Origin of the sequence: Bartonella elizabethae F9251 = ATCC 49927 (assembly GCF_000518165.1) — a bacterium.
Taxonomy (GTDB): Bacteria; Pseudomonadota; Alphaproteobacteria; order Rhizobiales; family Rhizobiaceae; genus Bartonella; species Bartonella elizabethae.
Window position 1 is genome coordinate 207,246 of sequence record NZ_JADB01000001.1, and the last position, 22,547, is coordinate 229,792.

14 protein-coding genes and 2 pseudogenes are annotated in these 22,547 nt (G+C 38.7%); 10 read left to right on the plus strand and 6 right to left on the minus strand.

What is annotated here, in order from left to right:
- Nucleotides 1-952 precede the first annotated feature (952 nt).
- Together T429_RS0101030 and T429_RS0101035 are read right to left on the minus strand one after the other, a co-directional pair.
- Complete coding sequence (locus T429_RS0101030; RefSeq protein WP_005774002.1) at nt 953-2,173, minus strand: MFS transporter; 1,221 nt, start codon at nt 2,171-2,173, stop codon at nt 953-955.
- Between the two features lie 200 nt (nt 2,174-2,373).
- A complete protein-coding gene (locus T429_RS0101035; protein ID WP_005774001.1) occupies nt 2,374-3,606 on the minus strand; it encodes a coproporphyrinogen-III oxidase family protein in 1,233 nt (410 codons plus the stop codon).
- 443 nt (nt 3,607-4,049) lie between these two features.
- Between T429_RS0101035 and T429_RS0101040 the strand changes: the two are divergent.
- Nucleotides 4,050-4,276, plus strand: a pseudogene (locus tag T429_RS0101040) (Arm DNA-binding domain-containing protein); the annotation flags it as partial.
- Nucleotides 4,277-4,785: 509 nt separating this feature from the next.
- A complete protein-coding gene (locus T429_RS0101045) occupies nt 4,786-6,129 on the plus strand; it encodes an MATE family efflux transporter (protein WP_005775015.1) in 1,344 nt (447 codons plus the stop codon).
- Between the two features lie 884 nt (nt 6,130-7,013).
- Here the strand turns inward: T429_RS0101045 and T429_RS10215 are convergent.
- A pseudogene (locus T429_RS10215) lies at nt 7,014-7,966 on the minus strand (virulence RhuM family protein).
- Nucleotides 7,967-8,323: 357 nt separating this feature from the next.
- Here T429_RS10215 and T429_RS0101065 point away from each other — a divergent pair.
- The 5 genes from T429_RS0101065 to edd all read left to right on the plus strand — a co-directional run bounded on the left by T429_RS0101065 (nt 8,324) and on the right by edd (nt 15,293).
- Nucleotides 8,324-9,751 carry a glutamine synthetase family protein gene (locus T429_RS0101065; protein WP_026500819.1) on the plus strand — a complete coding sequence of 476 codons (1,428 nt, stop codon included), beginning with the start codon at nt 8,324-8,326 and terminating at the stop codon, nt 9,749-9,751.
- 11 nt (nt 9,752-9,762) lie between these two features.
- Nucleotides 9,763-11,046: an NAD(P)/FAD-dependent oxidoreductase gene (locus tag T429_RS0101070; protein WP_005775019.1), complete on the plus strand. Its 1,284-nt coding sequence runs from the start codon at nt 9,763-9,765 to the stop codon at nt 11,044-11,046.
- Nucleotides 11,047-11,168: 122 nt separating this feature from the next.
- Nucleotides 11,169-12,641: a glucose-6-phosphate dehydrogenase gene (zwf, locus tag T429_RS0101075; protein WP_005775020.1), complete on the plus strand. Its 1,473-nt coding sequence runs from the start codon at nt 11,169-11,171 to the stop codon at nt 12,639-12,641.
- Between the two features lie 17 nt (nt 12,642-12,658).
- Nucleotides 12,659-13,411, plus strand: coding sequence for a 6-phosphogluconolactonase (gene pgl / locus T429_RS0101080; RefSeq protein ID WP_005773994.1), 753 nt, complete (start codon nt 12,659-12,661; stop codon nt 13,409-13,411).
- Between the two features lie 58 nt (nt 13,412-13,469).
- The gene (edd, locus tag T429_RS0101085) at nt 13,470-15,293 is read left to right on the plus strand and encodes a phosphogluconate dehydratase (RefSeq protein WP_005775021.1); all 1,824 of its coding nucleotides are present in this window, start codon (nt 13,470-13,472) and stop codon (nt 15,291-15,293) included.
- 65 nt (nt 15,294-15,358) lie between these two features.
- Here the strand turns inward: edd and folD are convergent, their stop codons facing one another.
- Nucleotides 15,359-16,258: a bifunctional methylenetetrahydrofolate dehydrogenase/methenyltetrahydrofolate cyclohydrolase FolD gene (folD, locus tag T429_RS0101090; protein WP_005773991.1), complete on the minus strand. Its 900-nt coding sequence runs from the start codon at nt 16,256-16,258 to the stop codon at nt 15,359-15,361.
- Nucleotides 16,259-16,578: 320 nt separating this feature from the next.
- On the opposite strand from folD, the gene T429_RS0101095 reads away from it, so the two are divergent.
- Nucleotides 16,579-18,459 (plus strand): AsmA family protein, encoded by a 1,881-nt coding sequence (locus tag T429_RS0101095; RefSeq protein ID WP_005773990.1) that lies wholly within the window; start codon nt 16,579-16,581, stop codon nt 18,457-18,459.
- Nucleotides 18,460-18,771: 312 nt separating this feature from the next.
- Here the strand turns inward: T429_RS0101095 and T429_RS10740 are convergent, their stop codons facing one another.
- Nucleotides 18,772-18,915 carry a hypothetical protein gene (locus T429_RS10740; RefSeq protein ID WP_005773989.1) on the minus strand — a complete coding sequence of 48 codons (144 nt, stop codon included), beginning with the start codon at nt 18,913-18,915 and terminating at the stop codon, nt 18,772-18,774.
- A 233-nt stretch (nt 18,916-19,148) separates the two neighbouring features.
- Here T429_RS10740 and T429_RS0101105 point away from each other — a divergent pair, with 233 nt between their 5' ends.
- On the plus strand, nt 19,149-19,892 hold the full coding sequence (locus T429_RS0101105; RefSeq protein WP_005773988.1) for a 16S rRNA (uracil(1498)-N(3))-methyltransferase: 744 nt from the start codon (nt 19,149-19,151) through the stop codon (nt 19,890-19,892).
- A 68-nt stretch (nt 19,893-19,960) separates the two neighbouring features.
- Nucleotides 19,961-21,334: a glutamate--cysteine ligase gene (locus T429_RS0101110; protein WP_005773987.1), complete on the plus strand. Its 1,374-nt coding sequence runs from the start codon at nt 19,961-19,963 to the stop codon at nt 21,332-21,334.
- Between the two features lie 906 nt (nt 21,335-22,240).
- Here T429_RS0101110 and T429_RS0101115 read toward each other — a convergent pair.
- Nucleotides 22,241-22,465 (minus strand): hypothetical protein, encoded by a 225-nt coding sequence (locus T429_RS0101115; protein WP_005773986.1) that lies wholly within the window; start codon nt 22,463-22,465, stop codon nt 22,241-22,243.
- Between the last annotated feature and the right edge of the window lie 82 nt (nt 22,466-22,547).

The window sequence follows — 22,547 nt, forward strand, 5'->3', positions numbered from 1 at the left end:
GCTTTTGAGTGTGCAAGTGCACCTTATGATGAGATATAAGATGCGAACCCGTAAGTTTAGGCGTGCAGCAGGCTTGTAGTAACAACAAGCTTATATAGTCGGCAGACACCGTCATTATTAGAGTTTTTTTCTAGGTTGTGTTTAGCTATGCCGCATGTGAAGCAATTTTAAATTTACCTGTGGTGATATATCGTCAAATTGGAGATTCAGCCCTTCGATTTGTCAGAAATATGACAATGCCAAAAGATATACATATTTTGGATGGACTAGTGCCAATTGATAAGCTTGCTGATAATATTTGTAAGTGTCATAATAGAGCACCAGAAGAAATAGAAAATCGCCGTCTTTAATTATGCAAAACAGCACGCCAATTTAGAGCGCGAAATTATTGCTCTTGCAAAGCAAGGCGAAAAAAGCAAAATGATCAAAATGTGGTAATGCGGATTGATCAAACTGACTTGCGTAAGCGAAAAAAAATAAAACAAGCATAAGAAACTTAAAAAAATAAAGAGAACAGCTTATACGATACTTTGCATGAAAGTAAATTGCAGAGAATACAGAAATAAATAGGATAAAAGAAATTGCGACGTACAAAAGAAATATTCGTAAACATTTTATACTAAGCGTAACAGAGAAGCACAAAGATGCGTATAATAGCGGGTGATGGATTAACTGGAGTATAAGTGTGCCATTGTTAGGGCGGAGTTTTTGGTTAAGAATTGCGCTTCGTACGCTATAAGCTTTCTCCATCCTTGATATAGGCGTTGAGATCATCGCCCAATGCAACGTAAAGGGTCTGTTTTGCTCTTAGCGTTTGTTTGGTTGATTCCATAGTGCTCCTTAGCTCTATCAGCCATTATGGTGATAATTTTCTCGTCCAAAGAACAGATCAATCGATTGCGGAATAGGGGATGTGTGCTTTTTCCGACCGTGTCTTTTTTAAAAAGCAGCTTTACCTCGTGGCAGGGTTGGATGTGTCTATATGATCAGCTTGCCAAAGAAATGGAAGCGTTATCGCGATAGCCACCAATAGTAGTCCAGCGATAAAGGTGGCAGCAAACTGCAATGATATAAAAGAACCAAGGACGCCGACCAAAAAGCTTCCGACCGGCATTCCAGCATAGCCGATCACCCGAAAAGCAGAATTAGCTCGCCCGAGAAGTTGCTTTGGTGTGAGGCGCTGCCTGAAGGCGGTAACAGCAATAAACCATAAGCTTGCTCCAACGCCAGCGATAAAGGTGACGCCCCATACGACGATAGCACTTTTTGAAAAGGCTGGAATCAGCAGCAAGACAATAGTTCCTAAACCGTCAATGAGAACAGCTAGGCGCACCGGTGCATAGCGTATACGCGATGCAAATAGGGCACCTGCCATTGTACCAAGCGCGTAGGCTGCAAACATTAGGCCATATTGGCTGCTATGGAGGCCCAGATACTGACTGTCGGTAACGAAAAAGATGAACGAGGTTAGGAATGCTCCAAATACCACCGATAGAAAGAATGTGAGTAATGTAAGGGAGGTGAGATGCCGATTTGAAAAAATGAAATGAAAGCCGGCAATGATATAACGCAAAGAGATGTTTTCTTTATCAAGTGCTGGCGATTTCGGAACAGCATGGCGAGTGGTAAAAATCAACGTGATAAAAAGCGCGATTAATAGGCCAAGAAATAGCAGTGTGCTATGCGCTAAAATGCTGCTTGTTATGATAGGGGCAAGAAAAGAGGAGACACCGAAATCTAAAAACAAGACAATTGAGTAGAAAGTCATCAATCGCTCTCCCTCCATGATAAGTGGTGGAATCGTCATTATATAAGCTTCGGCAGAAACGACGATGAATCCAGCAATGGTTGCATAGAAGAAAATTTGTTCTGCTGGAGCAATCTGTATCATAAGCAGTACGAACAGGATAATATGTATGAGCATGAAGATGAGGAGAGCCGAGGTGGCAAGTTTTATCTTGTCGCAGCGATCAAGTAAAGTGCCTGCAAGGATGCCGAAAATTGGCCACGCTAATGAGAAGAGACCTTGTGCCCAACTTACTCCGACGACGCTATATCCAGATTGTTTTGCTAATAGCGGGATGGCAGTGCGCAAAGCACCGCTGAGTAAGGCAAGCAGACTAACGGTTAGGCAAAAATAGCGTATGTCCTTATTGGCAAAAAGCGTGAACATTCTTTTCTCCTTAAGATGCCACACAGATTTCCACTGGTCCATCAAGTACGGCGGTTGTATTCAGCATGTTTGCGACATAGTCGTCCAAGAGATTCCTATCTGCCTGAGGTAGAAGGAAATATATGAGGTTGGAATACCATTGCCAACCACGCTGAGTCAGCTGGAAATCGTTATCACTTTTTCTGCGATGAGACCTGCGCCTATGAGCTGTTGTAGGTTATTGTATACAAAAGAGGGGAGTGCGGTCCAGTCAATTCTTTTTTTGGGGCATAGCCGTTATAAGGTAGCCGCATACACAAAGCATTGGAGGCTTGTTGTTCCGCTGATACCCAATTGTAGTATACTTTGGATTTGCCTTTAAGTTGTATGTTGGTCATATATCCGCTTCGATTGGGATTGGCTCGTGTGATGAGTGAGCTGAGAAGCGACATTGCTGACGCCCCGAAGCCAACCATATAATCGTCATGATAACCATGCAAATATTTGTGATAGCGGAAATAATTAGCTGAACTCGTTTGAGCAAGCGTTAGAGGAGTGTTATTGGAAATTTTGATATAGGAATGCCCATTACATGGTGTATAGCCGCAGCTGCGCATAACGATGTCACTAAATAAGCGAAGCATCTGTCGATGCTTTAGGCTGGATGGTTTTAGCTCTTTTTGTGCGTAAGACTTATGCAGTTGCGACGTGATAGCTAGATTGTTGATTGCGTAGAGGTTGATGGTTTCAGGGTGAAGCTCGCTTGCTTGCTTCAAATCGTATAATAGTTCTTCGGCTTGCTGGTTGTGCATGCCATATAGTAGGTTGAAACCGACATGTCCAATTATATCTTGTGACCAAGCCACGGTATTTTTGATTTGTTCACGTGTTGAGGTGAGGTTAAACAATGATCGGAAACGCTCAATAAAACTCTGTACACCGAAACTGATCCGGTTAACGCCGATCTCACGGGCAGCATAAAGTTTATCACGTGTGACGCTCTTCGGTTCGCTTTCCAGTGTAAACTCGGCTAAGGAAGAAAGCTCAAATTCGTCATGCAGTACTTTTCTGATGTGTCGGATATTATCTGCGGACAAGAGCGAGGGTGTGCCACCCCCTATATAGATGCTACGGATGGGACCTTTAAGCGAGCGAATGAAATTTCCTTTGTTTCTGATCTCTGTGGTAAGCGCTGATATATAAGCTTCGATTTGCTTAATGTTCTTGTAGGCTCCTTTCTGAAAGGGACAGAAGGAACAAATGGTTTCGCAAAAGGGAATATGCAAATAAAGAGAAATGGTACGCGCTTGTGGAATCCGCTTACTTTGCGCTAGCTTATTAAAATCTAGGTAATCATAAAATTCATTTGAAATAGTGCGAAACAGCGGGTATATGAAATTGTAAATCGGCTTAAGTTCATCGAACTTCACAAAAGGATGATCCACGAGTTGCATAGGTTACCTCCCCCAATTTCTTACCTCGCAATATATTATTGATGGGCGATGGCTGATCTAATCGCCCGAGTGTATTACCAAAGGCTTTCACGGAACATAATGAATCCTCCTTTTGTAGAAGTTATATGTATTATACATATAACTTAGTTATATGAACAGGCTAGCTTGTTTAAGAGGCAATATAAAGCTAAAAAATGTCTCTTTATAAAAGAACTTTCTCTTGCAATCTTATGGTCTGATATTGCAATTGGTATCCTGATTAAATTGTACAATCTATTGATTTATAATGATAATTTTCTGTTTTGTATGTTGAGTGAGAGTCTCAAATAACGTAAGATTCTCTCATTTCAAACCTCTCTATGTTGAATCAATCAAAATCATACCCTTGCACATCACAAGCGGGATGAATGTGTGGATAAAATTTGTATAAGAAAGGAGTAAAAATGGCTCTTATGAACCGTCTTAATGCAAGATCTGTCGCAACATTGGGGGCTGGCAAATATAATGATGGTGCCGGTTTGTTACTTCATAAGTGTAAAGATGGAGGTGCTCAATGGATTTATCGTTACACCATTCACGGGCGCCGTCACGAAATGGGCTTGGGTGCTTTAAGGCATGTCTCTTAAAAAAAGCTCGTGAATTAGCAAACCAATGGCGTTCTGTTTTGCGTGTGCGTTCTCTCCAGTTAAAAGACAGCGTTTGACGTTCAGATCATTTTGAATTGCATATTGATTTTGAAACTAATTCCATTGTACAAAATCTTCGAACAGGACGATTAGTCCCTTGTTTATTTTTATATTTTTCAACAGTTCTTTATTGTCAAGAATTCGTTTTTTAGGGGGAGCATATCAAGTTTTGTACCAAAAAATTTTATTAAAAATACTGAAAATGAATGTGCAAGATGAACAAAGGCTTGCTGAGAACATTTTATCAACGATTATAACTGCTTGGGGGTATAATGTTGTATAAAAAAACGCATGGCATGAAGTCCCAAAAACCAATAAAGGGGCATTGCGCTTCTCTTTTAAGAATTGAGCATTTCCTCTTAGCATAATGCGTTCTCATTATGTATCCTTTACACAAGATTTGCGGTGGAAAAACTTGACCGAAAAAAATCAATACGTTTTGTTTGAAAGATCCAAGCTTAATATGCACTTTAGTATGGAAGGGTTTTTCCTAATGTTTGTTGTGATGAAGCAATTGCTCTCTCTTGGCTTGCCACTGGCTGTTGGCTTTATTTCTCAGATGATGATTTCCTTTACAGATGTGGTACTTGTGGCGTATTTAGGTGTTCAAGCCTTGAGTGGTACAATGTTAGCTCTGAGTATGTTTAGTTTTGTTATGTTGTTGGGGCTCGGTATTATTACCGCGGTTGCACCAAAACTTGCGGAAAGTTTTCGTAGACAAGATAGAGATGCATTAAAAGCATGGTTTGATCAAGGGATATGGCTTTCCCTTTTGATTGGAATGATGAGTGCGATCATTTTATTCAGTACGAGGAATATTTTATGTCTTCTTGGCCAAGATGAGGCAATTGCCCATATAGCGCAGGAATATAACAGGGGCGCTGCGATAGGAGTGGTGTTTTTTTATCTTTATGTCAATGACCGCGGATTACTTTCAGCAATTGGTCATCCAAAGCTCTTAACTTTTGTTATGCTTGCCGCTATCCCTATGAATTTTCTTATCTCTTGGCTGCTTATTTTTGGTATAGGTCCTGCAAGCGGATTGGGTGTCTTTGGTGCTGGAATTGCGAGTAGTTTGATCCGTATTTTGATTGTTATCGCAACGGCAATAATTCTGGCTTGCAATTCTATTTTTAGTTCCTTTCACTTTAATTATTTAAGACCAAAGTTAGAAATTTCACGAATAATACAATTACTGTTCATAGGACTTCCCATTGGTATCCGTATTCTTATTGCGGAGGGCTTTCCTTCTGTCATTGCCTTCATGATTACAGCTTTTGGAGTCGAAGCTTTGGCTGCGCATACGATTGGAATGCGCCTCGATATGCTTATTTCTGTGGTGGCTTTGGGAATTTCCAGCGCAGCGGCAACTATAGCAGCGTTGTATAGAGCAGATGGGAATAATATAGTTCTAAAACAGTTACGTATGAGTGTCACAGTTTTTGCTGTCGCTTATGTCTTGTTTTTATCAGGGGTTGTTTATCTCTCTTATGAATTCATTCTTACAACTATCTTTGATATTGCTGAGGAAAGCGTTATTGTTTTCTCTTGGAAGTTGCTTCCGTTTATCTTATTATCTTTTACTTTTGGCACTTTAGGATCCATGCTCAATGGCATACTTGTGGGCTTGCTTGATACATTTTGGTCAACCATTGTTATCATAATAAGCTATTGGGGGATAGGCTTATTTGGGGGAGCGCTCATGGCACATTTTTTTGAATATGGCTTTATTGGCTATTGGCTTGGCATGATTGGTGCCAGCTTAATCGTTTCTCTCTTTAACTATATGCGCGTAGGTTATTTAATAAAGCGCAATCCTATATTTGAGGCGGGTTGAGCGTTATAAAAGCGCTATAAGCATTAATTATAAAGGCATAGCACCTCACTGCCCATAGAGGTTTTTTATTTTTCTGTAGATAACAAGAGGGGTTACGAAGCTTTCTGAATCTTGAAAAGACATACCTTTGATTGTAGCTCCAATATGATCTGTTGATTTTTTTATCATGTGGGTTTATGAGAAACATCCAGCTTCAATGAGGAGTAAGTTTGGTAAATTGGAATAGTTTAATACCGCAAAAAATGATTAGAACAAGCGTGTCGATATTTATAATTTATACGCTGTTGGGGGGTAATCTAAAAAAATTATTGTTTTTATAACTAATAATAATCGCGTTGCTAAAGTGTATGTATTTGTCAAAACAATCGCAGCTTCTGGCGGTGTTATTCTTGCAAGTTTTGTTTATTACGGGTCTTATTCAGAGGGATGAAGAATACCCTTGGTTTTTTACTTGCTAATGAGAATATGATAGAGTTGTAGGTTTTATCTCTCATGGACGGACTACCTAAAAACGTGTACTATCATATGAATACTTTCTACCGTTTGCATTCCCTTCTACGTAGATTTCTATTTATGATGAAATTTAAAATTTTGTCTTTCAGGTTTTCTGCGTTCATAGAGATTTTATTAATGAACGTGAAGGTGCACACTCTTTAATGAGATTCAATTTGATAAAAGAAAGGTTAATTGTCTTTTAATTGGGCACGATGAGATTGAGATAGGGGTTAGGTGTTGGTGGCTATGAATGCAGGATTGTTGACTTATGCTGGCAGTGTTGTCGCATACATATCCACATTTGTGGAAAGTGCTGCGATTTAACATCTTAAAAGCGTTGGTCAGTATACACTGTTCTTAAGACAGCTTTATTGAAGCACATTGTGAGCTTAGTCATCACTTTTTTTGCGCCTAGGTTTCTTAAGGGCTTTAACTTCTTTATCAAAATCAGATTCAAATAATTTATCCTGAATAATGCGGTATTTTTCAAATTCAGTTTTTGCATGTTCTTTAGCAATTTTTGCTGTGATTGTTCCAGCGTTTTGTAAAATAATCCGCTTGTCTAGCTCGAGGAGCTTATCTAATTGTTGTGCCCAATCTTCCATAGTCATTGGTTTTTTCGCTCGGCGCGACTCTCTGCTAAATCAAGATAAGCACTAACAATTAAGCCAAGCTGCTTAAGTTCATCTTGTGTTAGGTAGTTTTTAGCAATTGTGACATCGGTTTTTACAATTTTACCATGGGGAGAATTCTCCCACGTTGCTAAGCCCATATGTTTTTTGTTGCTGTCTGCTCGCTTAGCAATCAGTTCAGGTGCTGTGTTTCCGTGCACAGCAAAATGCAGTTTATTCTGAAATTTTTTGAAAAATTCGTGTGTTGTTGGCGCATCTTTATTATGATTTATACTGGTTGTATAAATATCCGTAATTTTTTGATAAAAACGCCGTTCACTAAGGCTAAATTCTCTTATTTCAGCGAGTAAATGTTCGAAATAATCTTCATTAAGAGTTTGGCCGTTTTCAAGGCGCTTTTTGTCTATGACATAGCCTCTAATTGCAAAGTCACGTAGTATTTGCGTTGCCCATTGTCGAAATTGTGTAGCGCGTTTGGAGTTGACCCGATATCCAACAGCGATAATGGCACCTAAGTTGTAAAATTGTGTCTTATAGTTTTTACGGACAGAAGCAGTTATCCGGAAAATCCGGATAACTGAAATTTCATCTAATTCTTGAGTTTCAAATATATTTTTTAAATGTTCGCTGCTTGTACGGACATCTGCGCTAAATAACTCTGCTATAAGCTTTTGACGGACGAGGGAAAATAAGAAATTCAGCAGTGCTATTGTGGATAATTAATTTTTTAGGAGGTATCTGATATCCTCTTAAAACGTGTCTTGTGCTGCTGAATGTTACGAATTTTCTGTTTGCTGTCAGATGATATTGGCAAGAGGCTTGGCACGATGATTATGCTCGTTTGCGCTGATTTTTATACAGTGCAGGTTAGCAGGCGATGTGTTGCAGTACCATTTTTCCATCATGTTTGATATAATCAGTAGCTTATAATGAGGGTAAGGTTATTTTATCTTGATAGAAGTTATGTATTTTATCAAAATTAAGTTGATTAAGATTTTTTGTGACATTCATGCATGGGATGGTACCATGAATTGCGGGGCTTGATTGTTTTGTTAAGTTGGTGTGTTATGGCTGTGAAAAATGGTAAACAAATAAAAAGTAAGGGCTCTAAGCCTGTCCCGCATTTCCTTAGAAATTTAAGGGGTGTAAAAAATTGGGAACAAGTTTTACAATGGCTTTCTTTCCGTAAGGTAGAGGATATTGAGTGTATCACGCCTGATCAAGCAGGGGTGCCGCGTGGCAAGATGATGCTTTCTAAAAAATTTACATCGGAAACATCATTGGCATTGCCTTCAGCGGTTTTTGTAGCAACAATTTCAGGAGATTATCCTGAAGATGGGCATGGGTTTGAATATCCTAAAACTGATGGTGATCTACGTCTTGAGCCTGATTTATCTACATTAAGCATTGTACCATGGGAAGATGCTCCCACAGCACAGGTGATTTGTGATCTTGTCTATCAAAATGGCCAAGTTGTCGATTATACACCACGAAATGTTTTGCGAAAAGTAGTCAACTTTTATACGCAAATGGATCTAAAGCCGGTTGTTTCACCAGAAATTGAATTTTATTTAGTAGAGAAAAATCCTGATCCTGATTATCCTTTAGTTCCTCCCGTTGGTCGTTCTGGTCGTTCGATTGGTGGGGGGCAGGGCTATTCGATTGCCGGTGTGAATGAGTTTGATGAGTTCATTGATGATATTTATCATTTTTCGGAAGCGCAAGGATTGGAGATTGATACACTTATTCACGAAGAGGGTGCTGGTCAGTTTGAAATCAATTTACGTCATGGTGATCCAATTGAATTGGCTGATCAAGTTTTTATGTTCAAACGCACAATTCGTGAAGCAGCACTGAAACATAATATGTATGCAACTTTTATGGCAAAGCCCATTCAAGGGCAGCCGGGTTCTGCGATGCATATTCACCAATCAGTCGTTAATAAGAAGACAGGTATAAATATTTTTACGCAAGAAGATGGTAGAGAAAGTGTTTGTTTTCGCCATTTTATCGGTGGATTACAAAAACATATGGCGGGAGGACTTGTCATGCTTGCGCCTTATGTTAATTCTTATCGACGCCTTATGCCGGATGTTTCAGCGCCTGTTAATTTACGATGGGGCTATGATAACCGGACCACAGCATTTCGTGTTCCTCGTTCTGCTCCTCAAGCGCGACGTGTCGAGAATAGGCTTCCTTCGTCAGATGCGAATCCTTATTTAGCTCTTGCAGCTTCTTTAGCGTGTGGTCTCATTGGTTTAAAACAGAAAATTGAACCGGATGAGCCAACGACAAATAATGTGAATGCTGATAAGATTGAGTTACCGCGTGGACTCATTGAGGCTGTCAATTTGTTTGAACAAGATACAGAAATACGTGCTATTTTAGGGGACGTGTTTGTCAGTACTTATGCTGCAATTAAACGACAAGAATTTGAAACCTTTATGGAAGTGATTAGTCCGTGGGAGCGCGAATATCTCTTGCTTAATGTTTGAGGTTTATCACGATGATTGACACTAATCCAATTTCTCCAGGACTTTCTTGGTATGAAGATACTTTAAAAGAGCGTCCCTCTTATCCTTCTTTTTGTGAAGATAGACAGTGTGATGTGGTCATTATTGGCGGTGGATTGACAGGCCTTTCAGCTGCTTATCATTTAGCGAACACTGGAGTGGATGTTGTTTTATTTGAAGCATCACGTTTTGGGGATGGTGCTTCAGGGCGCAATGGTGGACAATTGGGAACAGGGCAACGGCAATGGGTCGAAACATTAGAGAAAAAATATGGTTTTGAGCGCAGTAAAGTACTATTTGATTTAGCAGAAGAAGCTAAAAGAGATATTTTATCTTTGTGTGCGATACCTGATTTTCAATGTGATTTTATGGCAGGACAGCTTTCTGTAACCCACAAAAGGCGTGAACTTCTCTCTTATCAACGGCATATTGAGGCGATGCAGCGTTATGGCTATCACGCGCTTACTTTTATGGATAGTGTTGAAACATCTAGGCGACTTGGATCGTCTTTTTATTGTGGTGGTATTTATGATGCGGATACCGGCCATATAAATCCCTTAAAATTGATTGTTGGGTTGGCAAAAAGAACTAAAGATGCTGGTGCTAAGCTTTATGAGAAGACACAAGTAACAACCGTGAAGAGCAAGGGAACTCATTGGAACGTAATAACAGAAAAAGGGAGTATAACAGCAGAGCATGTCTTACTCGCAACGAATGGGTATAAACTTGGTTTGCAGCATTTTGTTCAGAAAAATATTGTTTCTATTCGCTCGTATATTGGAGCAACGGAACCATTACCAAAGAACAGTTCAATTCTCATGAGCGGTGAATCGGTTGATGATTCCCGTTTTATGGTTCGTTATTTTCGCAAAAGCATCGATAATCGTCTCTTATTTGGTGGTGTAGAAAGTTACAATAATAAGAATCCTATAAATTTAGATGCACGTATAAAACGGCAAATTGTTGAAATTTATCCTCAATTATACTCTGTTAATTTGACCCATCGTTGGGGTGCAACGGTTGCCATCACGGTTGAGCGTATGCCTTATGTTCGCCAGCTTTTCTCAAGGATGACTTATTGTGGTGGTTATTCAGGGCATGGCGTTATGCTTGCTCCTTTTATGGGAAAATTATATGCAGAATGGTTGACTGGGAATCATGAACGTTTTGCCCATTTTCAGAACTTAAAGATTTCATCCTTTCCAGGAGGAAACGTTTTGCGCTATCCGCTTATATTTTTAGCAATGCGTTGGTTTTCTTTAATGGATCGTCTTTAACAGAAACATTGATTGAAATGTAGAAAATTAATGGCTTATTTAGGTTCTGTCTGCTTTAATGATGGAAGCTGTTATAAGTAGTTATAGGATTGAATAATCGAATAGAAAAATAAAATAAGTTCATGGCCAGTAAAATTATTCCAGTTTCTCCCTTTGATTGTATTGTTTTTGGTGGTAACGGTGACCTAGCAGCACGCAAACTTATGCCTGCTCTCTATCATTGTCAGTGTGTTGGGCAATTTAATGAACCCACCCGTATTATTGGGGTGGCACGTTCTGCATGGAATAATGAAGAATATCAAAATTTTGTTCGTGCGTCTTTAGAAACACATGTTCATAAGGAAGATCTCAATTCAACTGAACTTCATCGTTTTCTTGCACGTTTAACTTACGTTTCTGTTGATGTTTCCTCAAACCGAGGGTGGCAAGATCTTGCGCTGGTATTGTCACAAGATTCAGCAGATATTCGAGCTTTTTATTTGGCTGTTGGTTCGCCACTTTTTGCTGATATTGCGATGCAGTTGGGGAAAAGCAATTTGGTGACGCCACAAACACGAATTATCATTGAAAAACCTATTGGCCGTGATGTAAAAACAGCTATTTCGCTTAACGATGCATTTGCAAGCGTTTGTAATGAAGATCAAATCTTTCGCATTGATCATTATCTTGGCAAGGAAACTGTTCAAAATTTGATGGCATTACGGTTTGTGAATACACTTTATGAGCCGTTATGGAATTCTAATTATATTGATCATGTTCAGATAACCGTTGCTGAATCTTTAGGTTTGGAAAGGCGTGCAGAATATTATGAGAGTGCAGGTGCGCTACGCGATATGGTGCAAAATCATATGTTGCAATTGCTCTGTTTGGTGGCGATGGAAATACCATTTACGAATAGAGCAAATGCTGTGCGTGATGAAAAACTGAAAGTTTTGCATTCTTTAACACCTCTTGATATTCATAATGTAGAACAACATACCGTGCGTGGACAGTATGTTGCTGGTACATTGAATGGTGTTCGTGTGGGATCTTATCTTGAAGATTTGGGAAGAGCAAGTGAGAGCGAAACATTTGTAGCGTTGAAGGTTAAGATTAATAATTGGCGTTGGGCAGATACGCCTTTTTATTTACGAACTGGTAAGCGTATGCCTACGCGAATGTCTGAAATTGTGGTTTTTTTCAAATCCATTCCACATAATATTTTTAATGTGGATTCGGATGAGATTTTTTCTAATCGGCTTGTTATTCGTCTCCAGCCTGATGAAGGTGTCAAACAATGGTTGATGATTAAGGATCCTGGTCCTGGTGGTATGCGATTTCGTCATATCCCCTTGGATATGAGTTTTGCTTCTGCATTTTCTCAACGTAATCCTGATGCTTATGAACGCTTATTAATGGATGTTATTCGTGGAGATCAAACACTCTTTATGCGTCGTGATGAAGTTGAAGCGGCTTGGCGTTGGATTGAACCTGTTCTTGAGGGGTGGCAAGCAATAAAGCAGCCTATTTATGAATATAGTGCGGGCTCATGGGGACCCATTGCTTCGACAATTTTAATGGAACGTGATGGACGTATATGGAACAATTTAGTTTAGAGCAATAAACAATAAGTATGCATGGAATGAATATTGACCGTTTAAATTTTGAAACACCCACGACTCTTGCTTTAGCATTGGCTGATCGTGTTGCAGCAGAGCTTAGTATAGCTGTTCTTGAGCGCAAACGTGCAATTTTAGCAGTATCTGGTGGAAAAACACCAGAGTTGTTTTTTCATTATCTATCAAAGGCTGATATTGACTGGCAAAATATTATCATTACTTTGGTTGATGAGCGTTTTGTACCTGCTCACCATGAGCGTTCAAATGAACATATGGTACAGCGTTATTTGTTACAAAATTTTGCTGCAAAAGCGCGTTTTGTAGGACTTTATCATAAGGCACGCACCGTTGAACTTGCGGCTTTTTCAGCAGCAAGTCGTGTTAATACTTTGCCTAAACCCTTTGATGTTATTGTTTTAGGAATGGGGATTGATGGACATACGGCTTCCTTTTTTCCTGATGCTGATCGTTTAAAGCAAGCACTTGATCTTCGAACACAAGCACTTGTTTTACCACTTCATGCCAAGAGTGCTTTTGAGCCAAGACTTTCACTAACTTTGCCAGTTATTATGCAATCGCGTTGTATTATTCTCCATTTTGAAGGTTTTCAGAAACGTGATTGTTTTGAAGAAGCTTGTCAAGATGGATCTGAAATAGAGATGCCGATTCGGGCAATTTTGCGTAATTCCCCTCATCTTGTGCAGGTTTATTGGTCACCTGCAGAAAATGAAATAAGTGAATCAGAACATGAGAGACAAGAGGAATAGAAACGCAATCTCTCTTTAATGAATAAGGGAGAGAAACAATGAAAGGGGGGAAATAAATATGGCACTTTCCAAGACAATTGCCACAGTTACACGAAGAATTTATGAACGTTCTCGATCAACACGGGAAATTTATTTAGAGCGCATCGCGAACGCACAAACCCACCGTCCCAAGCGAAGTTTTTTGGGATGCGCTAATCAAGCACATGGTTTTGCTGCTTGTGGTGCAATAGACAAAGAGCGTTTGAAGGGAGATATCGTTGGAAATATTGGTATTATTACGGCCTATAACGATATACTTTCAGCGCATCAACCTTTTGAAAAGTTTCCTCACTTAATTAAAGAAACAGCTCGTATGGTTGGGGGTGTTGCGCAGGTAGCAGGAGGTGTTCCTGCGATGTGCGATGGTGTTACGCAGGGGAATACAGGGATGGAGCTTTCCCTTTTTTCGCGTGAAGTGATTGCAATGGCGACAGCGATAAGCTTATCACACGATGTCTTTGATGCAGCATTGTATCTTGGAGTGTGTGATAAAATTGTCCCCGGTTTATTGATTGGTGCACTCACATTTGGTCACTTACCAGGAATTTTTATCCCTGCTGGTCCTATGACAACGGGGCAAGATAATGATGAAAAGGCAAAAATACGTCAACTTTACGCGGAAAACAAAATAGATCGCCAAACTTTGTTGGAATCAGAAGCCCGTTCTTATCATGGAGCAGGAACATGTACATTTTACGGAACTGCTAACTCAAATCAGGTGATACTGGAGATGATGGGGCTGCATATGCCGGGAGCTTCTTTTGTCAATGCGAATACACCGTTGCGTGATGCTCTAACAAAAGAAGCGACAAAGCGTGTACTTGAAATGACAGACCTTGGTGATCATTATAAGCCACTTGGTATGATCATTGATGAGCGTTCTTTTGTAAATGCCATTGTAGGGTTAAATGCAACAGGAGGCTCTACCAATCATACGATTCATTTGATGGCTATAGCTGCCGCTTGCGGTATTCAATTGACGTGGCGTGATATTGCAGAAATTTCATGCCATGTACCTCTCTTAGCACGAATTTATCCGAATGGTTTGGCTGATATCAATCATTTTCATGCGGCAGGGGGAATAGGATTTATTATTCGTGAGCTTATTGAGGCCGGTTTAGTGCATGAAGATGTTTCTACAGTTTGTGGTAAAGATCTCAATGCTTATGCCATTGAAGCCAAACTTTCTGCTGATGGCGGTGTGGTACGTGAACCAGCTCTCAAGGAAAGTGGTGATCATAAGGTGTTAGCAGGGTGGAAAAAACCATTTCAGCCTGACGGTGGTCTTCGTGTTTTATCGGGAGATTTGGGAACAGCTATTATAAAAGTTTCATCTGTAAAACCAGAATATTGGCAGGTTAAAGCACCAGTCCTTGTCTTTAATGATCAAGAGGAGCTCCAAAAATCTTTTCAATCTGGAGCGTTGCATGATAAAGATTTTATCGCTGTTATTCGCTACCAAGGACCAAAAGCCAATGGTATGCCCGAGCTTCATAAATTAACCACTATTTTAGGCGTTTTACAAGATCGTGGTCAAAGGATAGCATTGATAACCGATGGCCGTATGTCCGGAGCATCAGGAAAAATTCCTGCTGCCATCCATGTGACGCCAGAAGCTTTGGATAATGGTCCCATTGCGCGGTTGCAAGATGGTGACATTGTTTTTCTCGATGTTCATGGGGGTAAATTAACTCTTTTAGAGGATTTAGAAAAATTTAACGCGCGAACAATCACAGCTCCTGACCTTTCAAAAAATGAACAAGGTTTTGGACGTGAACTCTTTCGTGTTTTCCGTCAATCGGTTAATCGCGCAGATCAAGGAGCATCTGTTTTTATGACATGAGAAATGCAAAAAGAAACAAAGTGAACCATGCGCAATGAAGTCATGTACCATGATTGTTAAAATTTTTAGAATTTGGGTATAGGAAGATTGTGTAATCGGGCAGCGGTTTTGAGTGTATTAACCATAAGCATAGCAATTGTCATGGGGCCAACACCTCCTGGAACAGGGGTAATTGCAGCAGCTTTTTCTTTTACATTTTCAAAATCGACATCTCCAACAAGACGCGTTTTTCCTACACCTTTTTCTGGTGCGGCAATGCGGTTAATACCAACATCAATAACAATTGCACCATTTTTCACCCAGTCTTTTTTAATCATTTGAGGACGGCCTACAGCCGCTACGAGAATATCGGCGCTCCGACATACATCATCAAGGTCACGGGTACGACTATGGGCAATTGTCACAGTAGCATTGGCTGCTGTTAAAAGAGCAGCCATAGGTTTTCCAACAATATTAGAACGTCCCACAACAACAGCATCCAGTCCAGATAAATCACGCCCACAGTGTTGTTCAATCATCATCATGGCACCAGCTGGAGTACAGGGAATAATAGCATCATCAAGTGCATTTGCTGCGAGTTTTCCTACATTGACATAATGGAAACCATCAACATCTTTTTGAAAAGCAACGGCTTGTGTTATGCGATTTGTATTGATGTGGGCGGGAAGAGGGAGCTGTACCAAAATACCATGAATTTTGGGGTCAGAATTTAACGTTGCAATAAGTTGAAGAAGCTCTTTTTCTTGCGTTTCTTTGGAAATGACATGTTTAATTGAAAGAAACCCACATTCTTCAGCTTTTTTATTTTTTGAGGAGACATAGACTTGGCTTGCAGGATCGTCTCCAACGATAATGACAGCGATACTAGGTTGTATATTATAGTTATTTCGGAGTTTTGTTGTTTCAGCCTTAACTTTGACAATAATCTCTTCAGCAAGTTTTTTTCCGTCAATAATATTATTCATGAGAGAGATCCTTTCGGTAAGGCTGTTTGTTTTTTTGTAAAGCATTTTCTAATAATACGATAGAGTTTTATAGCAATATTCATAGGGGAACAGTAAGAATGGGTTGATAATGTTGTGGATTTATAGTTTTAGAAGACGTTTAAATAATTGTTTTATGAAGAAGCAACAATATTGCTGTTTAAATAAACTTTGGATAAAGAACAAAAATAATGAAAATACAAAATGGATATGGTGAATTATGGGGGTATAAGAAGTCTTATTAACGATTATTTAAGTTTGTTTTTAATCTGTTACTAGGGGAATATGGGTAGAGGGATATTGTGCGCATCAGAATAGTAAAATTTTTGAGCGGAATTTTTATTACAATTATCTTTTTATTTGGGGTGGGGGTTCTCGTTTTACCGTATCTTATCTCTACAGATTTGATTCGTGTTCGTTTAGCGCAAGAGTTAAGTGCATGGACGGGCTATAATGTGCAATTGCGTGATCCACCGCGATTAAATCTTTTTCCTTATCCTAAAGCGTGGCTTTCTGGTGTTACTTTATCATCAAAAATGGATGATGTTGCGCCACTCATGGAAGCTGAATCCATAGAAGTTGATCTTTCTGTTGTCGACCTTCTTTGGGGGCGTGTTTCTTTTTCAGAAACGCGCATTATGCGTCCTCAATTTGTTATGGAAAAGCCCGTTAAAACAATGGCAGATTTTTTTGATCGATTTTCTCGCTCACAAGGCACATTAGGATTAGCCATACGCAAGGCGCGTGAAATATTAAAACACAACCCTGATCATCCAGAGATAGAGCATCTTTTAAAACAACCTTTTGGGCGGGTTGTCATTGAAAATGGTTCTCTTGTGTATCATGATAGTCTTTCAGGAATAGCAGAAAAAATAACAGGATTAAATGCGACTTTAGATTGGCCAGAATCGACAGAGGAAGTACGGTTGCGTGCAGATGCTCGTTGGCGTGGAGAATTTACAAAATTATCAATTGATGCTTCTCAAGCATTGTTGCTTTTGGCAGGAGGAAAAAGCCAGATTAAGGCAAGCCTTAATTCTGTACGTGGGGGAATAACTTTTATAGGACAGGCTAGGTTATCTGAATATTATATTTTTGACGGAAAGGTGTCGATGCGTTCTCCAGGATGGAATCAGACATTGTCTTGGATTGGAGAGAATCAGTTTTGGGGATATAGATTAAAGGCCCCTATTGTATGGGAATCTCATTTTTTAGCGCGGCCCATGCATATCCAAATGAACAATGTTGCATTTACGGTGGGGAAAGCTAATGCACGTGGGGCTTTGGAACTTGATTTTCAAGATTATGTACCAAATATCATGGGCTCTTTAGCATTTGATAATCTAGATCTTAACCTTTTGAGTTCACTGTTTTTTGGGGTTAAAAAGGAAAATTCATTCTTTGATATGGCGCTTTTTGATCATGTTGGGGTGGATATACGACTTTCTGCACCACAAGCCAAAATAGAAAATATTTCACTCACAAATTTAGCTGCTGCAATACAAATAAAAAAGGGGCATGGGATTTTTGATCTTGGACATGCAAATATTTGGGGTGGATCCGTTCAAAGTACTATTGAAGTTATGCTTACTGGGCAGAAAATACGTATTGGAGGAAATATTTCAGGGGCTTCCATTGATACGCAGGAGGCTTTAGAAGCCTTAGGATTTATTCCATTTGTACAGAGCAAAGCAAATTTTACTGCAACGATACAAACACTTGCGGGTTCTTGGATGGAAGTTTTTACAAAAATGCAGGGTGGATTAACACTAAAGATGTCTTCTGGGCGGCTCTTAGGGTATGATTTGAATGAATTACAAACACAACTTTCAAGCAAACAACAATTTCTTTTAACCAATGATGATTCTCTCTCCACAACTTTTGATCACTGGGATATTCAGACAAGCCTTTCAGCAGCTGTGGTGAAAATAACAGAGTCATTGATGTGTACAGCAGACTTGAGTTTATCCATAAAGGGGACTGTTACACCTGCTCTTGCTCAAGAGCAGCAGAATGAATTGATATTACAGGCACAATTGCGCAAAAATTATAGATCAGAAACTTTATGTAAAGATGTCCAATGTCTTGCTAACAGCCTTGCATGGCCTTTTACATTTTCTCTGAGCTCTAAAGGACAAGATCATGGTAATTTTTGGGTTACAAAAGACATTGACACAGATTGAGTATTGTTTTTCATCTGTATAACACTCTATTCTATAATAATACTTCGTCTCTTTGCAATTTAAAGTCGTCTTTAAATTTAAATAAGAGATCATAAGATTCTCATACTTTCTATTCGTGATGAAACTAAGAATCTTCTCTCTTTGTCCCATAAATGCAGTTGTTATGTAGATAAAAAAATTTAAGAGAGGAATAAAAACACCTCTCTCTGTAATCTTTCAAATACAGGAGAGTCATAATATGCGTGCAAATCTTAGAAAATTGCTACAAAATATTTTGTTGCCTTAAAATGTTCAGGGCATATCAGCCAGTGTTTACTGAATCTGAGAAGAAATACCATATCCATCTTTGGTTACTGTATGCTTTCCATCTGCTCCAACAGAACCAATACCCACTGTAATCAAAATAAAGGCTAAGAGGGTTGTAATCGTAATAATGGTAGCTTTTTTAGCAGACATATTTTCTCTCCACTGATGCATCAATGACTGAATGCAAAGATGAATGGTTTATTATTTAAACTTTTATGAAAGCAGAATCACTTCACGATCTATTGGTTCCTATCATTATCTCATAAAGTTAAAAAAACTCTATAATTCTTTAATATATTATAGTTCTATAGATATAATTTTTTCTTTTTGTTATATCTTTTTCTTCATTTCTTTATGACGATAGTGAGCATTGGCAAGATTTTATGCGCATAAATTATAAACTTAAAAGATTATTTATCCGACAGACATTGTCTTTGAATGAAGAAATAAAGATAGAGGGGGCACAAGCTTTTTATCTTGTGCATGTTTTACGGATGAAAGAAGGGGCAGAAATTCTACTTTTTAATGGACAGGATGGTGAGTGGCTTGCTAAACTTATCATTGTTAAGAAAAAATTCGTTGTGGTTAAACTTATTCATCAAGAAAGATTACAAACGACGCATTTCAATCTTATTTATTGCTTTGCTCCACTCAAAAACGCGCGGTTGGATTATATGGTGCAGAAAGCTGTTGAAATGGGGGTATCGGTTTTGCAGCCTGTTATAACGCATCATACACAGGTTACGCGTATCAATATGGCGCGTATGAAAGCCAATGTTATTGAAGCTTCTGAACAGTGTGGCATTTTATCTCTCCCTGATTGCGTATCGGCTCTATCGTTAGAAGAGCTTTTAGCACGTTGGGATGAGACGCAGCCTTTGTTCTTTTGTGATGAAGAGCATCAATCGCATAATCCATTATCTTCTTTTAAACAGCGTGATGTTACAGCACCTGGTGTTCTCATTGGACCAGAAGGTGGATTTAGTGAAGAAGAGCGTAGCTTTTTAAAAAAGCATCCTTTTGTGGTTTCAATATCATTAGGTCCACGCATTTTACGCGCTGATACTGCTGCTGTTGCGGCTTTGACTCTTCTTAATGCTACCGTGGGGGATTGGTCAATGGATTGAGATGTCTGTGAAATCATTCTAAACAATTTATTTAAGATGATAATACTAATGATAGGATACGATAAGTTATGGCGCTTGATGTAATGGATGAAAGTGAAGTTTATAACTTAGATTCCTTGGTTAGCTATTTCCAAGGGGGGTATAAAGCAGAAGAAGATTGGCGTATTGGTACAGAACATGAGAAATTTCCGTTTTATAGAGATGGGTTTCATCCTGTTCCTTATTACGGTGAGAGGGGAATTAGAGCGCTGTTAGAGGGGATGCAAAGCGCTTTAGGATGGAAACCTATTTTAGATGACGGGAATATTATAGGACTCGTAGGATCAGTTGATCAGGGGGCTATTTCTTTGGAACCTGGAGGACAGTTTGAATTATCTGGGGCACCATTAAAAACAGTAGGTCAGACGTATCATGAGTTAATGGAACATTTAACGCTTCTCAAGAAAATTGCAGAACCATTGGGTATTGGTTTTTTGGGGATGGGAGCGAGCCCAAAGTGGACATTAGCTGAAACGCCGAAAATGCCTAAATCACGTTATCAGATTATGACTGATTATATGCCGAAAGTCGGGCATAATGGTCTTAATATGATGTATCGCACATCAACAGTTCAGGTTAATCTTGATTTTTCATCTGAAAGTGATATGCGGCGAAAAATGCAAGTATCCATGAAGTTACAGTCTGTTGCCACTGCCTTATTTGCAAGTTCACCTTTTACAGAAGGACGCCCAAATGGCTTTTTGTCATGGCGCTCTGAAATTTGGCGTGATACGGATAATCACAGGACAGGTGTTCTTCCCTTTATATTTTCTGAGCATTTTGGTTTTGCCGATTACGTTGAATGGGCCCTCGATGTTCCCATGTATTTTGTTGTACGTGATGGTCGTTATTATGATTGTACACATATAACGTTTCGTCAGTTTATGAATGGAGCATTAAGAGGACACGTTGCAAATTCAATTCCAAACATGGGAGATTGGATTAATCACTTATCAACGTTATTTCCTGAAGTCCGCTTAAAAAGATTTTTAGAAATGAGAGGCGCTGATTGCGGTTCTTGGAAGCGCATCTGTGCATTGTCGGCTTTTTGGGTTGGGCTTCTTTATGATAGAGAAGCGCTTAACGAGGCAGAGGCTTTGACAAAAGATTGGAGTTTTGAAGAAGTTTTAGATATGCGCCAACGCGTTCCCAAAGAAGGTTTAAAAACCTCTTTTCGTCAGACCATTCTTTTAGAATTAGCCCGTCAAGCTATTGCGATTGCACGCAAGGGCTTAAAAAATCGGAAACAGTATGATGCAAATGGTTTTGATGAAACAAATTTTCTTAATCCTTTAGAAGAGGTTGTGGCAACAGGGCAAACAGATGCTGAAAAACTTTTGTTTTATTACTCTTCTATTTGGAATGAGTCCGTCGAACCTATATTTTTAGAATGTGCCTATTAAATTGAAAGCAAAGACACTTTGTATTCTTTTAAAACTGTATATTATTATAGCGGTTCATTTATTCATTTGTTTTAGAGAAAATATCCCCGTTTTTTCAACATTGCTCATAAGGAATGCAATACAAAGATCTCAAGTATACTAAAGATGACAACGATGACGATATTTCTGTAATCTCCATGTTATATCGTTGTGCTAAAGATGATTTGATCTATTTAGCTTTTTATCAAACATTTTTTATCTGCTTGGCTTATTTCTCTTATGGCGGGGGACAGAAAATAATTTTATTACTTTTAAATAAGAGATAAAAAATATTATTTATATTCAATAGCCTCAATGCTATACTTATAAAAATACGAAGTGTTTTATTCTGGAGAGTAAAAATGCAAAACCTTATTTTGTTATGCTGATAAGCCACAAACACACTTCTTTTATTATTTAAAAATTTAGGGTACACTTCCTAACTATTTGTTGCTTCCGTGTTTTAAGAGCAAGATTACATGGGGATTTCTATACCTTTTTCGTGACATTTACGATATCGTTATACAATCATCATGAAGGCAATAGCTGGATTTTTAAAACGGGTAGAAAATTACAAGGTATTATTTTCTCTATACGGATAATTTGTTCTTTTTTGTTAATTCTCGTTGGAGAATCTAGAAATTTTCTACGTATTCAAACATCAGATCACTAAAAGTCTGCTCCAAGTTTTTTGAGGAAAAAGCCTTTTCTCAATAAATCGAATAGCATCCTATTTGATTACTTAGCAGATTTTTATATTGGGGGTTCTTTACTTAAAAATCAAACAGCATCCACAAAAGATAAATATCGTGTCGTAATGTTTTAAAATATCTAATTATGAAGATTAATTTGTTGTTCTATGCAATATTTCTAAAACGATCCTTTATCCTATTCTGTAGATATGACAGGTTCCATCTTACTGTTAAATATTTTTATATATTCTTTTGCTATTTCCCCTTTTTCGCAATACCCTGAATTTTTAGTGAGATATGACTGATAAAGTTCATCGTACAAATTCAGATCGCTCACTTTCGTATATCCAAGTGATACTAATACAGCAAACAAAAGTATCAATAGAGAAGATAAAATAATAAATGTTATGGTACGTTTCATGCGTGATTTAACTCCTTATCTTTGATATATAGACCGATATTGAATACGACTATTATGACGGTTGATATCACTTAATTTGGCT

Bases quoted from the DNA above. Each gene is read 5' to 3' on its own strand.
- T429_RS0101030 (WP_005774002.1), bottom strand. From the start codon at position 2,173: ATGTTCACGCTTTTTGCCAATAAGGACATACGCTATTTTTGCCTAACC.
- T429_RS0101035 (WP_005774001.1), bottom strand. From the start codon at position 3,606: ATGCAACTCGTGGATCATCCTTTTGTGAAGTTCGATGAACTTAAGCCG.
- T429_RS0101045 (WP_005775015.1), top strand. From the start codon at position 4,786: ATGTTTGTTGTGATGAAGCAATTGCTCTCTCTTGGCTTGCCACTGGCT.
- T429_RS0101065 (WP_026500819.1), top strand. From the start codon at position 8,324: ATGGCTGTGAAAAATGGTAAACAAATAAAAAGTAAGGGCTCTAAGCCT.
- T429_RS0101070 (WP_005775019.1), top strand. From the start codon at position 9,763: ATGATTGACACTAATCCAATTTCTCCAGGACTTTCTTGGTATGAAGAT.
- zwf (WP_005775020.1), top strand. From the start codon at position 11,169: ATGGCCAGTAAAATTATTCCAGTTTCTCCCTTTGATTGTATTGTTTTT.
- pgl (WP_005773994.1), top strand. From the start codon at position 12,659: ATGCATGGAATGAATATTGACCGTTTAAATTTTGAAACACCCACGACT.
- edd (WP_005775021.1), top strand. From the start codon at position 13,470: ATGGCACTTTCCAAGACAATTGCCACAGTTACACGAAGAATTTATGAA.
- folD (WP_005773991.1), bottom strand. From the start codon at position 16,258: ATGAATAATATTATTGACGGAAAAAAACTTGCTGAAGAGATTATTGTC.
- T429_RS10740 (WP_005773989.1), bottom strand. From the start codon at position 18,915: ATGTCTGCTAAAAAAGCTACCATTATTACGATTACAACCCTCTTAGCC.
- T429_RS0101105 (WP_005773988.1), top strand. From the start codon at position 19,149: ATGCGCATAAATTATAAACTTAAAAGATTATTTATCCGACAGACATTG.
- T429_RS0101110 (WP_005773987.1), top strand. From the start codon at position 19,961: ATGGCGCTTGATGTAATGGATGAAAGTGAAGTTTATAACTTAGATTCC.
- T429_RS0101115 (WP_005773986.1), bottom strand. From the start codon at position 22,465: ATGAAACGTACCATAACATTTATTATTTTATCTTCTCTATTGATACTT.